Annotated in this window: 13 protein-coding genes; 7 read left to right on the plus strand and 6 right to left on the minus strand. The window is 69.3% G+C overall.

The window, feature by feature from the left end; all coding sequences use genetic code 11:
• Positions 1–4: 4 nt before the first annotated feature.
• Together VMT40_RS33885 and VMT40_RS33890 are read left to right on the plus strand one after the other, a co-directional pair.
• Positions 5–757, plus strand: a complete 753-nt coding sequence (locus tag VMT40_RS33885) for a glycosyltransferase family 2 protein (RefSeq protein ID WP_326363483.1) — start codon at positions 5–7, stop codon at positions 755–757.
• Entirely contained in the window at positions 757–2,334 is a 1,578-nt protein-coding gene (locus VMT40_RS33890) for a class I adenylate-forming enzyme family protein (protein ID WP_326363484.1), read from the plus strand. Before VMT40_RS33885 ends, VMT40_RS33890 begins: the two co-directional genes overlap by 1 nt.
• On the opposite strand, the gene VMT40_RS33895 is transcribed toward VMT40_RS33890, so the two are convergent.
• On the minus strand, positions 2,302–3,648 hold the full coding sequence (locus tag VMT40_RS33895; protein ID WP_326363485.1) for a phthiocerol/phthiodiolone dimycocerosyl transferase family protein: 1,347 nt from the start codon (positions 3,646–3,648) through the stop codon (positions 2,302–2,304). The genes VMT40_RS33890 and VMT40_RS33895 overlap by 33 nt on opposite strands.
• On the opposite strand from VMT40_RS33895, the gene thrS reads away from it, so the two are divergent.
• Complete coding sequence (thrS, locus tag VMT40_RS33900; RefSeq protein WP_326363487.1) at positions 3,633–5,072, plus strand: threonine--tRNA ligase; 1,440 nt, start codon at positions 3,633–3,635, stop codon at positions 5,070–5,072. The two genes, VMT40_RS33895 and thrS, sit on opposite strands and share 16 nt — an antisense overlap.
• A 55-nt stretch (positions 5,073–5,127) precedes the next feature.
• Here the strand turns inward: thrS and VMT40_RS33905 are convergent, their stop codons facing one another.
• Positions 5,128–6,369: a L,D-transpeptidase gene (locus tag VMT40_RS33905; protein ID WP_442790101.1), complete on the minus strand. Its 1,242-nt coding sequence runs from the start codon at positions 6,367–6,369 to the stop codon at positions 5,128–5,130.
• Between the two features lie 64 nt (positions 6,370–6,433).
• Positions 6,434–7,528, minus strand: coding sequence for a UDP-N-acetylmuramate dehydrogenase (locus VMT40_RS33910; RefSeq protein ID WP_326363633.1), 1,095 nt, complete (start codon positions 7,526–7,528; stop codon positions 6,434–6,436).
• A 41-nt stretch (positions 7,529–7,569) separates the two neighbouring features.
• Between VMT40_RS33910 and VMT40_RS33915 the strand changes: the two genes are divergently transcribed.
• From VMT40_RS33915 to VMT40_RS33925, 3 genes are read left to right on the plus strand one after another with little or no spacing between them, the layout of a single operon-like run.
• Positions 7,570–8,055 (plus strand): DUF2505 domain-containing protein, encoded by a 486-nt coding sequence (locus VMT40_RS33915; protein ID WP_326363489.1) that lies wholly within the window; start codon positions 7,570–7,572, stop codon positions 8,053–8,055.
• A 31-nt stretch (positions 8,056–8,086) separates the two neighbouring features.
• Entirely contained in the window at positions 8,087–8,602 is a 516-nt protein-coding gene (locus VMT40_RS33920) for a DUF2505 domain-containing protein (protein WP_326363491.1), read from the plus strand.
• Positions 8,599–9,372 (plus strand): class I SAM-dependent methyltransferase, encoded by a 774-nt coding sequence (locus VMT40_RS33925; protein WP_326363635.1) that lies wholly within the window; start codon positions 8,599–8,601, stop codon positions 9,370–9,372. Before VMT40_RS33920 ends, VMT40_RS33925 begins: the two co-directional genes overlap by 4 nt.
• A 13-nt stretch (positions 9,373–9,385) precedes the next feature.
• On the opposite strand, the gene VMT40_RS33930 is transcribed toward VMT40_RS33925, so the two are convergent.
• Positions 9,386–10,876: a hypothetical protein gene (locus VMT40_RS33930; RefSeq protein WP_326363493.1), complete on the minus strand. Its 1,491-nt coding sequence runs from the start codon at positions 10,874–10,876 to the stop codon at positions 9,386–9,388.
• A gap of 61 nt (positions 10,877–10,937) precedes the next feature.
• Positions 10,938–11,555 carry a hypothetical protein gene (locus VMT40_RS33935; protein WP_326363495.1) on the minus strand — a complete coding sequence of 206 codons (618 nt, stop codon included), beginning with the start codon at positions 11,553–11,555 and terminating at the stop codon, positions 10,938–10,940.
• Positions 11,556–11,667: 112 nt separating this feature from the next.
• Here VMT40_RS33935 and VMT40_RS33940 point away from each other — a divergent pair, with 112 nt between their 5' ends.
• The gene (locus VMT40_RS33940) at positions 11,668–12,909 is read left to right on the plus strand and encodes an LmeA family phospholipid-binding protein (protein ID WP_326363497.1); all 1,242 of its coding nucleotides are present in this window, start codon (positions 11,668–11,670) and stop codon (positions 12,907–12,909) included.
• Here the strand turns inward: VMT40_RS33940 and deoC are convergent.
• The gene (gene deoC / locus VMT40_RS33945) at positions 12,906–13,565 is read right to left on the minus strand and encodes a deoxyribose-phosphate aldolase (protein ID WP_326363499.1); all 660 of its coding nucleotides are present in this window, start codon (positions 13,563–13,565) and stop codon (positions 12,906–12,908) included. The two genes, VMT40_RS33940 and deoC, sit on opposite strands and share 4 nt — an antisense overlap.
• Positions 13,566–13,614 lie beyond the last annotated feature (49 nt).

Below are 13,614 nucleotides of genomic sequence, written 5' to 3' on the forward strand. Positions count from 1 at the left end.
AACGATGCACGGACTCTGGGTGATCGTGCCCGCCTACAACGAGGAGCACGGCATCACCGCCACGCTCGCCGCCCTGGCCGCCCAGCGCGACCGTGATTTCACGCTGCTGGTGGTGGACAACGATTCGACCGACGGCACCGCGAAGGTGGTGCGCGACTTCGCCGAAACGCATCCGGGAATGCGGATCGAACTCATCACCGAGACGCGCAAGGGCACCGGCGCGGCCGCCGACACCGGCATGCGACACGCCATCGCGGCGGGCGCGGTGTGGCTGGCCCGCACCGACGCCGACTGCCTACCCGCGCCGGACTGGACCGCGCGGATACGGGCCGCCTTCGATTCCGGGCTGCGGCTGATCAGCGGGCAGCTGCTGCCGCGCACCGACGAGGGCGTGAACCTGCGCGACCGCACCGTGATTCGCGTGGCGCTCGAGGTCGCGTCGTACTTCGGGAAATTCCGGCCCGGCAATCGAGATCCGCGCTATCTGGGGCCGTACGTCATGACGCCCGGCTGCAATATGGCCATTACCGCCGAGCTCTACGAGGCCGCGGGCGGCTTCCCGCGCACCGCCATCGAGGACCTGCACGAGGATCGGGCGCTGGTGAACGCGGTTCGCATGCTCACCACCGACTACGGGCTGCGCCGGGACGTGCGGGTGTACGGCTCCAATCGGCGCGTGCGAGCCTGGGGTGTGCGCAAGACCCTGGCCTGGTACGCCGATCACCGCTACAAACCGGAGCTGGTGGACATCCGGTGATGGACGGTGGTCTCGACAGTGGTTCGGCGGGTGAGGATTTCACCGCGCTGCTGCGTGAGCAGGTGCTGCGCACCCCCGACGCGCCCGCCCTGGGCATGATCGGGGAGCCGCCGCTCAGCTTCGCCGAACTGGACGCCCGGATTCGGCTGGTGGTGAAGCGGCTGCACAGCAGGGGCTTCCGGCCCGGCGACCGCATGCTGTTCTCCATTCGGCCGTGTGTCGACGCGGTGGTGCTCATTCTCGGGACGGTCACGGCGGGCGGCACCATCGTGTTCGTGGATCCGGGGGTCGGTCCCGAATTGTTCGCGCGCCGACTGGAATTGGTGCGGCCGACCTGGGCGGCGACGGAATCGCTGCTGTACCTGCTGAGCGGACCGTTGCGGCGTTACGGGCGCAGGCTCGGGCTGTCACTGCCCGAATTCGGGAAGCTGCCGCTACGCCACATTCACTGTGGGCCGCGCCTACCCGGGACGCCGCGCGGGTCGATTCCGCTACGGCAGCTGATCGGCTCCGAGCCGGGCTGGTCGGGTCCGGCCAGCGGCTCGACCGTCGACACGCCGGTCGAGGATCCCGAGGCGGAGGCGCTGATCGTCTTCACCTCCGGCACCACCGCCGCGCCCAAAGCCGTTGTGCACACCCGGGGTTCGCTGGGCGCCGGGCTGACGGCCATGGCCGGGTCCACCACGCTCATGCCCGGCTCCCATCTGCACACCGAGCAGCTGATGATGGGCCTACCCGCGGTGCTCGAGGGCGCGCGCTGGTCCATGCCGCGGTATCCGCGCTTCGAAACCCATATCGACCCGGTCGGATTCGCGCGGACGCTGGATACCGCCACGCACGCGTTCTTCACGCCCGCCGATCTCGCGGTGGCGCTCGACGCCGTCGAATCCGGGCGGGTGCCCGCACCGACGAACCTCGAGGAGATCTCCCTGGGTGGCGCGCCGGTGACCCCGGCACTGCTGCGGCGCGCTCGCGCGGCGCTGCCCGACACGGAATTCCTCGCCATCTACGGAATGACCGAGATACTGCCCGTCGCCATCGTTTCCGGCACCGACAAGCTGGATTTCGACGCTCCCGGCGATCTGCTCGGCCCACCGGCCGAGGGTGTCGACGCGCGCATTGCCGACGACGGCGAACTCATTCTCTCCGGCCCCAATCTGTGCCGCGGCTACCTCGGCGAGCCCGCCTTGAAGGAGATCGCGACCGGCGACCTGGCCCGCTTCGAGGGCGACACCCTGGTGCTGATGGGCCGCAAGAAGGACATGATGATTCGCGGCAAGACCAATATCTATCCGGGACTGTACGAACCGGCCATCGCCACGGTGGCGGGCGTGCGGCAGGCCATCATGGTCGGCATTCCGGACGAGATCGGCGACGAACGCATTGTGCTGGCCGTGGTGGCGGACCCGGACGCCGGTGATGTCGAATCCCGGCTGCGGCGCGAATTGCCCACGCTCATCGATGTTTCCGCGTTGCCGGACGACATTGTGACGGTCGCGGAAATCCCCGTCAGCGGCCGCACCAGAAAGCCCGATCGGGCCGCCCTACGCACCCTGCTGGAGCGCCGGATCGGCTGACGGCTCCGGCCGCGCCAGCAGGGCGGACACCACCGCGTCGGCGAATGCCTCCGCCCGCCGCGCGGTGACCACCTGCTCGACGTAGCAGAACGCGAGACGCATTTCGTCGTGCGCGGTCGCCACCGCGACCGTCATGACGCTCACGCACGAATTCGACGCCGCCAAGGTGAGGTCCGAAATGCGGTGTGCGCCCACCCGGCCCGGAAAATCGACGCGGCCGATATTCGTGACCGAGACATTCCAGGGCGCACGCCGATCCACCATGCCCGCCAAGCGTCGTCCGGCGCGTGCGTCCTTCGGCGTCCCGAACCGCATCCCGGCCACCGTCGACAAATGCCGCCGCTCCCGCACGCCGCGATCCAACTGCCGCTTCACCGAGCGCGCGGCCTTCCACACCGAGAGTTCCGGCCCGAACGGCACGAAACCCACCAGCACCGGAGCATAAATTCCCAGGTCATCGGGCTCGGGCGCGGGTTCCAGCAGGCTCCGGAAATCCACGGGCGACCCAATTCCCGCGAAACCGGCTACCCCCGGGTCCGCCGCCCGGCCGATGGCCCCGGCCACCGCTGCCGCCAGCATCCCGTGCACCGTGACCCCGGCTCGGCGGCAATCGGAAACCAAGTCCGCCAACGCTTCCCGATCGACGACCCGATGCACAACCCTGGTCCGCCGATCCGACAACTCCACCGGCGTCCCGGTCAACCGCACCGGACGCGCCCGCAAGGCCGCCACCTGATCGAACAGATTCGTGTACGCGTATCGCCAAAACCCGCGTGCCGCAGCAGGAATCACCACGTCGGCCGGGGCCGTCGAATCCCGTTCGACCGGGGCGGCACCGTGCCCGCCTACGTGCAGTACCAATTTCCGCAACAAGGTCATCAACGATCGGCCATCGACGATGATGTGCGACACGGTCAGCACGATGTCGTGAAACTCGCCGTCGGTCCCGACGCCCACGGCGATATCGACCACTCTGACAAGGCCTTTCCGAAGGTCGAACGGCGTCCGCAACTCCGCGTCGATCGCACCGACCCAGGCCTCCCCGTCGCCGGTCACCATCCGCCGCACCGGAATCGAGGACGCCGCTTCCGGCCGCAGCCAGGGATCCCGTCCCGCGCGGTCCACCACCCCCATCCGCAGCAACGGATACTCGGCGAGCAAGGCGTCGGCCGCCGCCGCCACACGTTCCGCGGCGACCGGCCCACCTACTCGCACCCGCCCCACGCAATGCGCCGGGGACAACCGGTCGATGATCCAAAACCAGCGCTCCGACGGGCTCAGGGGCCGCCCGAATCGTGGTGTCGCGGTGGTCATTCGACGACCCTAACCGTGACGGACCGAACTCGCAGTTGTCGTTCGGCCGAGGGCCGAGGTACCGTTCCCGTCATGCAGCGCGCTCAGTCGACTACGACGCCGGACACCGTCCCGGCGCGCTGAACCCTGTTCTGACCAAAGCCCCGGGCGAATGCCCGGGGCTTTTGCTTTGTGCGGTCATTCGCCCTCGTTCGGAGGAGACCCACATGTACGACCATCGAAAACTCGGCCGCGAACTGGAATTGTTCGACACCGACCCGCTGATCGGCGCGGGCCTGCCCTACTGGCTGCCGGACGGCGCGATCATCCGCCACAGCCTCGAGGAATACATCCGCACCGTCGAACGCCGGGCCGGATACCGCCACGTGTATTCCCCGGTGCTCGGTAAACGCGAGCTGTACGAAATCTCGGGCCACTGGGCGCATTACAACGACGACATGTATCCGCCGATGGATCTCGGCGGCGAACAGGTGGTGCTGCGGCCCAGCCTGTGCCCGCATCACGCCCTGATCTACCGCTCCCGCTCACACAGCTATCGCGAACTGCCGCTGCGACTGGCCGAGCTGGGCGGCATGTATCGCTCCGAATTGTCCGGCGTCCTGGGCGGTTTGACCCGGGTGCGCTGTATTCAGCTCAATGACGCGCACGTCTTCTGCACCCTGGAGCAGGTGGCCGACGAGGCGGCCGCGGCGCTGGAGTTGATCACCACCGCCTACCGCGCCATGGGCATCACCGCGAGCCGCTACCGGCTGTCCCTGCCCGGTGGGGGCGGGAAATATGTTGCGGCACCGGAGATGTGGCAGCAATCCACCAAACTGCTGACCGAGGTGCTGGATCGCTCCGGGCTGCCCTACGAGTCGGCCGAGGGCGAGGCGGCCTTCTACGGGCCCAAGATCGACGTCCAGGTCACCGACCACGCGGGCCGCGAGGCCACCCTGTCCACCGTGCAGATCGACTTCCACCAGCCCGAGCAGTTCGATCTGCACTACATCGGCGCGGACGCGAGCAAGCATCGCCCGGTCATGGTGCACCGCGCCATTATCGGCAGCGTCGAACGCGCGGTGGCGCAGCTGATCGAACAGCACGGCGGCGCGTTCCCCGCCTGGCTGGCCCCGCTGCAGATCGCGGTGTTCCCGGTCTCCGAGGCCGAGGAGTCCGCGGCGGCCGACCTGGTCGACCGCTGTGTCGCCGCCGGGCTGCGCGCGCAGGTGTTCGGCGCGGAGTCGGGCAGCCTGGGCGCGCGCATCCGCGAAAACCGCTTGGTCCCTTACCAGTTCATTCTCGGACCCGCCGAAACCGCGAACGACGAGGTGGCCGTGCGGCTGCGGGACGGACGACGGCTACCCGCGCAGCCTGCCGCCCAGGCCGTGAATCACGTTCGCGCCCTGGTCGAATCCCACGACACCCGGCTGTGGATCGACTGAGGCGCGAGGCTCGCCGCGGCAGGTGAACACGAGTTCACCTGCCGGGCAGGACGTTTCAGCGGCCGCCGACGGGCTGCGGCGGCAGCGGAGTGGCCGAGATCTGGTTCTTCGGCTCGCCCTGGAGGGCCGAGAGGCCCTTCCAGGTATCCCAGTCGATGGTCCAGTCGTAGATGTCGCCGTCGGCCGCCGAGAGCTGGATGCGGGTGCCGGTGACCTCGACCGGATCACCGTAGAGAGCGGTCGGGAAGTACGCCTGGGCGTCGGCGGTGCTGAGGTTGATGCAGCCGTTGGTGACGTTCGAATTGCCCTGGGCGCCAGCGGACATGGGGTTGGCGTGAATGAATTCGCCATTGTTCGAGATGCGGACGGCCCAGCGTTCCCGCGCGTTGGTGTAGAACGGCGGGTTGGACATCACGAAGTCCTCGTACTTCTCGGTCACCACGTGGATGCCCGACCGCGTGACATTGCGGTCCTCATTGCCCTCGCCGTAGCTGCAGGGGAAGTCGAAGACGGTCTGGCCGTCGCGAATCACCTGGACGCGGTGGCTGGGCGCGTAGCCGCGCACGATCTGCGAGCGACCGATCTTGAAGTCGGAGGTGAGGTCGGAGTCGCCGAACAGGCCGCCACCCATATCCAGGCCGTACAGCTTGGCGCCGACGTGCACCGTGGTGCCGGGCTGCCAGTACTCGCGCGGTCGCCAGTGCACGCGCGACCCGCCATTGTCGTCCTGCAGCCAGGCCCAGGAACCCTCGGTGGCCGGGGTCGCGGTGACGGTGAGCGCCTTCTCGACGGCCGCCTTGTTCTCGATGTGCCCCTTGAACTGGAGCATGATCGGCGCGGCGATGCCGACCTCCTGGCCGTCACCGATATTGATGGTGGCGGGCGCAGTGGCCTTGGGGCTGACGGTGGTGAACTTGCCGTCGATGGCCACCGGCTTGTTGTCGGTGCCGATCGCGGTGCCCGCCCAGGTGTAGGTCACGCCGTACCCGAGGGCTTCGTTCACCGTGAATTTGCTGCGCGTGGCGTCGAAGGTGCCGGTTACCTGCTTGCCATTGGCATTGGTCAGGGTCAGCTGATCGATGCGGCCATTGGTGACCGTCGCGCTCACCGCCGCCGTCGGGTTGACGTTCTCGCTGCCATTACCCGGTTCCAGCTTGACGGTCGCGACCGGCTCGGCGGCCTTCGGAGAGCCGCCGCCACCGTTCTTGGATGACGAACACGCCGCCGCGATCACTGCCGTCGATGCCACGAGTGCCGCCCGCAGGGCAGCACGACGGGACAGTCCTCGATTGCTCACTTTCTCGACCCTACCCCCGCAAACCGTGTATCCCGGACGCTGAAATGGTGGCCCAAGCCACTCGCTACAGGCTCACACCCACGGTCACGGGTTCGGGTTCGAGACGAATCCCGAAGCGTTCAGCAACCCCGTCGCGAACCGTGCGGGCGAGGGTGACCAGATCGGTCGCGGTGGCCGCGCCCCGATTGGTCAGCGCCAGCGTGTGTTTGGTCGACAAACGTGCTGGGGACCCGTCGCCCGGAAAGCCCTTGGCGAAACCGGCGCGTTCGATGAGCCAGCCCGCGGAGAACTTTACCCCGCCCGCGCCGGGGAACGTGGGCACGGCCACGTCCGCGCCCACATGTGACGCGATCGCCGCCCGCACCGCCGCCACCTCATCGTCCGGAATGACCGGATTGGTGAAAAACGAGCCAGCACTCCAGGTGTCGTGATCGTCCGGATCGAGCACCATGCCCTTGCCCGCCCGCAGCCGCAGCACCTCCGCGCGCACCTGCGCCGCCGGGCGCGATTCGCCCTCCGCCGCACCGAGGGCCGTGGCCAGCTCGCGATAGCCCAGCGGGGCGCTGGAACCGTCCGCGCGCAGCGCGAATTCGACGGCCAGCACGACCGCCGCGTCGCTGTGCTTGAGAACCGAAGTGCGATAACCGAATCCGAGCTCCCCCGGCTCGACCCAGCGGATCTCGCCGCTCGCGCGGTCCAGCAATCGCACCCGGCGCAGCAAACTCGCCACCTCGACGCCGTACGCGCCGACGTTCTGCACCGGCGTGGCACCCGCGGAACCCGGAATGCCGGACAGGCATTCGAGACCGCCGAATCCGGCCGCCACGGTCGCGGCCACCACCGTGTCCCAGTTCGCGCCCGCCTCGGCGAGCACCGAGTCCGCGCCGATCTCGACGCCCTCGGTGGCGATGCGCACGACCACGCCCTCGAAACCCGCATCGGCGATGAGCAGATTGGAGCCGCCCGCGATGAGCAGCACCGGGATTCCGGCCGCGTCCAGTTCGCGCACGGTCGCCACCAGCGCGTCGGTGCTCGCGCACTCGGCGACCGTGGCCGGACCGCCGACCCGCAGGGTCGTCAGCTCGGCCAGCGGCACCTGCGCACGCAGCCGCGCGCCGGTCGCCGTCAGTCGGTCCCGCAGGTCGTCGAAGGACACCACCCGAGAAGTACGCACAGGCACAGACGGTAGCGTGTCCGACCATGGCGACACCTCTGGCCTTCACCGCGCACTCCACCCATCCCATGGCCGCGGTGCGTGCGGCGTTCGCCGACGAGCAGTACTGGAAGGACCGGATCGAGGCGGTGGGCGGTCCGAACGCCCGCATCGAGAACATCGCGATCTGCGGCGACCAGGTGCGCGTCGACATGGTGCAGACGATCCCGGCCGAAGAACTCCCCAGCCAGATCACCGCGATCAAGCCGGAGGGCCTGGTCATTCCGCGCACCGAGACCTGGCACGGCAGCGGCGGCACCGTCGAGGCGCACGTGGACGGCGCGCCCGCGAACGTGAACGGCACGCTGACCGTCACCGACGACGGCTCCGGTTCCACCTTCGTGGTGGACGCGTCCATCGAGGTGAAGATCCCGTTGTTCGGCAAGAAGATCGAGGCCGCGATCCAGGAGCACCTCACCGCGCTGCTGGAACGCGAGGCCGAGTTCACCGACAATTGGCTGAGTTCGCACTGACGGGGGTCGCCCGGCAGTAACCTGAGCGATCGTGGCCCGCCGACTCGACTACTCCGCGCGGTATCCGCTGCACACCACGCAAGAGGTGTACGCGGCGATGATGAACCGCGAGCACTGGGATGCCCGCATCGCGGAACTGCGCAAGCACTCCCCGAACGACATCGTGAGTCTGGACTCCGACGAGGACGGCATCACGGTCGAACTGCGGCACGTGCTCCCGCGCGACACGCTGCCCGACATGGCGCAGATGGTCGTGCACATGGACATGGTGATCACCCGCCGGGAAACCTACGGCCCCTTCGGACCCGAGGTGACCGGCGCTTACACCACCGAAGTCCCCAGTGCCCCCGGCACTCTGGGCGGCACCATGCGCCTGTTCCCCACCGATATCGGCTGCACCCTGCGGATCTCCTCACACGCGCAGGTGGCCATGCCGTTCTTCGGGCGCAGGCTCGAACAGCTCATGCTGGTGAACCTGGTCGACCTGTTCCGCATCGAGGCCGAGGTGACGAAGAACTGGCTGGATCAGCACTACCCCGTCGGCTGAACAAACCGATCGGGACGATCACCCGCGGCACCACCGGGATCAACAGACTGCGCCGCAGCGACCGGTGGCTCAGCCACGACCCCTTGGTCGCTCATCGGTTGCTGGAAGCCGCCGACCCGCTCGTTGTAGATCTCGGTTACGGGGCCAGCCCGGTCACCACGCTGGAAATGGCGGCGCGGCTGCGCACCGTTCGACCGGATCTGCGCGTGGTCGGGCTGGAGATCGATCCGGACCGCGTCGTCCCCGCCCGGGACGGCGTGGTCTTCGCCCGCGGCGGTTTCGAGCTGGCGGGCCTGCGCCCCACCCTGGTTCGCGCCTTCAACGTGCTGCGCCAGTACCCGGAGGCCGCCGTCCCCGATGCCTGGTCCACCATCCAATCCGGCCTCGCCCCCGACGGTCTGCTCCTCGACGGCACCTGCGACGAACTGGGTCGCCGCTGCGCCTGGATCCTCCTGGACCGCACGGCACCGCTGTCGCTCACCCTGGCCTGGGACCCCTTCACCGTCGAAACACCCTCCGACATAGCCGAACGCCTCCCCAAAGCCCTCATCCACCGCAATATTCCGGGCGAACCCATTCACACCCTGCTGACGGCCGCCGACCGCGCCTGGGCCGTCGCCGCGCCGCTGGCCCCCTACGGTCCGCGCGTGCGCTGGCGGCACGCCGCGGAACTCCTACGCCAGCAGGGCTTTCCGCTGCGGGTGTATCGCCGCCGCCTCCGCGACAACGTCCTGACCGTGCCGTGGTCCGCGGTCGCGCCCCTACCTTGAGGCGTCGAAGAAACTACTGGAACTTGTGACGCAGTTCGCGGATCGCGCCGGACAGCGCGGCGGGGGCGAGCAGCGAGCGCGGGGCGAAGGGCTGACGCCATAGGCCACCGTGGGCCGCGCCGGTCGCGAAAAGCGCCTCGGGGTTGGGGATTCGGGGCTCGTCCGGGGCATGCAGATCGGCGACCAGCTTGGCGGCGAGCAGGGTGCGGGCGGTGGCGGGGTCGAAGACCTCGATGCCGAAACGAGAGGCGGCGCGGTACGCGGCCGTGCGCCAACCGGGTTCGCGGGCCAGGCTGCGGGTCCAGGCGGGTGGGGCGACCGTGAAGGAGACGGGGTGACCGGCCGATTTCGCCAGGACGGCGCGCCAGCGCGGAAGCCGTTGCGCCAGGGCGTAATCCGGTCCCGCGAGGGCGGGCAGATTGTCGAACAGGCCCCAGGCCCCGCCCTCGGTGTCGAAGATGGGGCGGGTGTAGTTGAGGCGGTACAGCGAGCGCGGCGCGAGCTTGTGCACCAGATCCTGGGCGCTACCGCGAAAACCGCGCCGCACCAGCTGGTCTCGGGCGGCGGCCACCACCGAGGCCGGGACGGCGTAGGTGTCGGTCGGGGAACCGAGCAGGGCCAGGGCGGCATCCGGATGGTGGCGCAGCAGGGTTTCGGCGAGGACGTCGGAGGCCGCGGCCAGGCGCACGCCCGCCGCACCGGGGAGTTCCGCGTAGAGACCGAGCACCGGCCGGGCGTCACTGTGGGCGGTGATCCAACGGGCCAGGGCCGGAAAGCTTCTGGCGATATCGACGCCGGGTTCGGTGTCGGTGACGGGGAATCGCATGACACCGGCCCCACCCCGCGCGGCGGCCCGCAGTCGGTCCCAGCGGGCCCGCCCGGGTCGATCCACGGCCAGCACCTCCGCACCCCAGGCCAGCAGCGGCCGCAGCGGTCCGAGTTCCGCGCCCGCGCCGGTCACGGTGACGCGGAAACCGGGCAGCGCCAACCATTCCGGGTGATCGATGACGCGCTCGATCGCCGCCACGAAATCGGGCTCGAGAATTCCCTCGGTCTGCCACCGCGCCAGCCGCAGCCGCAGCGCGTCCTCGGCGAGCAGCAGGCCCCGCCACGGCACCTCGAGTCGTTTCACCGCCGCGGCCTCGCCCGCCACCTCGGCCGTCTCCAGCACGGCCGCATCGGCTTCGGCGTCCACGTCGATGGTGTCCAGGGTGGCGACGGTGCGCCCGACCGCGAAGCGCAGCATGTGCCGCACCGAGTCCAGTCCGGCCGCGGCCATGCCCAGCGAGATCTCCGGCGCGCTGATGGCCAGCGCCGTCATGCCCCGGAAGACCCGGTGATATTCGCGCCGCCAGTCGCGGCAGGTCTCCACCGATTGCGCGAGATCGGCGTCGTAGGGCCGAATCGCGTCGGCGACCACGGCCGCGGAGAACATGTCCGCGATCAGGTCGGGCGGTCCGGGCGGAAACACCAGATCCCACACGCCAGCACCGACCTTGCCCATGGACAGTCACCCTGCCACGAATCCGGCCCCCGCAAAACTCGAAGCCCGCGCGCTGAAACCCCTAACGCGGGTCCTGCTGGGTGCGGGCCAGCGCCCGACGCAGCCGCGCGGCCGTGGACGGGTCCAGAGCGGCACTGGCGGAACGGATTTCGGCCCGCGCGCAGCGGTGGATGGCGACCGCGTCGGACACCACCTCGTCCAGCGCGGCCTGCCCGATGCCCGCCTCGGCCAGATCCAGCACGGTGCGCAGCGGCGTCGTCACCAGGAACGCACCCGCCGACTCCACATCCTTGCGGGCGAAACCGCGACGCAGCACCACCAGTCGCGGCGAGAGCGGAAACCGCCCCACCCGCGCCGACAGATGCACGAACCTGGGCCGCAGGCGACCGAGACCGTGCAGTTCGGCCGCACTGTGATGGGAGACCGCGGCCGCGCCGTCGAACCAGGCCGACCACATGGCGTATTCGTCCAGCGGACCGTCCGGCCAGTCGGCCAGCCGCAGCAGCCCGACACCGGACCGCAGCACGCTGCCGTCGCGCAATCCGTCCCGAATCCGAACCTCACACCCCGTGCGCAGCACCTGACGGGTGGTGAAATATCCGGCGTGCCGCCCGGCCTGCTCCCGCAATGCCTGCCATCCGTGTTCCGGATCGGGCTCCGGCGCCCCGTCCCCTGCCATGAGATCCAGAATAGGCCGGAGCCCTGTGTGATACGTCACAATCCGGCGCTGTGAGCCGACACCTCACGGGAAGCTCAGAGCCCGCACAGAAAGCTCGGGAAGAATCGCTGCCATGAGTTCGGACCCCACCTCGAACGATGCGACCCCCCGCGACACCGCCGCGCAACCGGCCGATGCCACTGTGCAGCCTGCCGATCAAAAAGTGCGGCCTGTCGATCCACAAGGGCGGCCTGTCGATCTCGACAAGCCGGACAGCGCGCCCACCGAAGTCCTAGGCACGCAGCACGACTCGCAGACCGAGGTGCTGAACGGCCAAGGCGCAGCGCCGACGCCCCGACAAGAGTGGTGGAACGACCCCACCGCCCAGCACGGCGACCAGCCCACCGCGGTGCTCGGCGAGCAGGCGACCCAGGCCATTCACCCGGGCGAGGCCGCCTACGCGCCGGGCGCGAGCGGCGGTCACCCGATCGCCGACCAGGCGGGCTATCCACCGAACGCGACCGCGCCCCTGCCGAATGGCATGGGCTACACCGGCGACCCCGCCTACGCCCAGGGCGCGACCGGCGGTTTCCAGCAGCCGCCCGGCACCCCGCCACCGCCGGTGAATGTCGGTGGTGGACAGGGAGGTTCGCCCGGTATGCGCCGAAATCGCAAGAAGACCTTGCTGATCGTCGGCCTGGTGGTGGCGCTGCTGGTGGCGGGCGGCCTGGCCGGTGGCGAGGCCTATGCCCGGCACAAGTACGAGTCGTGCATCAGCTCGCAGTTCGAGGCCCAGATGGGCTCCAAGATCGATGTGTCCTTCGGCTGGAAACCGCTGCTACTCACCATGTTCGACAAGAAGGTGTCCTCGGTGACGGTCGACAGCGACGACACCAAGTTCGGCCCGGCCCAGGACATGGTCGTGCACGCCACCTTCAATGATGTCGAGCTGAAGGACAATGGCCAGCAGGGCGCCACCGTCGGCAGCTCCACCGCCGAGGTGACCTGGAGCAACGCGGGCATCACGAAGACCTTGGGCGGCTTGGTCTCCGGCGCGACCTCGGACCCGAACTCGGGCACGCTGAGCTTCGCGGTGCTGGGCGGCCTGGCCCAGCTGCAGGTCAAGCCGAAGATCGTGGGCGACAAGATCCAGGTCGACACCCTGCAGGCCTCGCTCATGGGCTTCGGGCTGCCCACCGATCTGGTCTCGGGCATCGTGGATCTCATGACCCAGAGCCTGCAGAGCTACCCGATGGGGTTGAAGCCGACCAAGGTCGAGGTCACCAACGACGGGCTGCACGTCTCGCTGCGCGGCGGCCACGCCGATCTGCAGGCCGCCGACCAGAACGGGCAGCAGCAGAACGTGACCTGCTAGACCGGAAACCCTTCCAGCACTTCACGAGACCGTGACAACCCGAGCCGCGTAGCGCCAGCGGCGATCATCTCCGCCGCCTGCGCCGCGGTGCGGATGCCGCCGCTGGCCTTCACGCCCAGTCGTCCACCGACGGTGTCGGCCATCAGCTTCACCGCGTGCGCGCTGGCCCCGCCCGCGGGATGGAAACCCGTGGAGGTCTTCACGAAGTTCGCGCCCGCCAGTTCGGCGGCCCGGCAGGTCTCGACAATGGCCTTGTCGTCGAGCGCGGCACTTTCGAGAATCACCTTGAGCAAGGCCGTGTCCCCCATGGCCTCCCGCACCGCGACGATGTCGGCCAGCACCGCGTTGTAGTCCCCCGCCCGCGCCGCGCCGACATCGATGACCATGTCCACCTCGGCCGCGCCCTGGTCCACGGCCAGCCGGGCCTCGGCCGCCTTCACCAGCGAATGATGTTTGCCGGACGGGAAACCCGCGACCGTGGCCACCACCAGACCCGGCGCGCGCACCGGCAGCATGGAGGGGGACACGCAGATCGCGAGCACCCCCAACTCGCGCGCCTCGTCCACGAGCGCGGTCACGTCGGCGGGGGTGGCCTCGGGGGCCAGCAGGGTGTGATCGATCATCGCCGCCACGTCACGGCGGGAAATCTGTGCCATGAGCACCGAGTTTGGCACATCCTCACGATCCAGCACCGTCCCGGCGAAT

The organism is Nocardia sp. CDC160 (assembly GCF_035818795.1).
Classification (GTDB): Bacteria; Actinomycetota; Actinomycetes; order Mycobacteriales; family Mycobacteriaceae; genus Nocardia.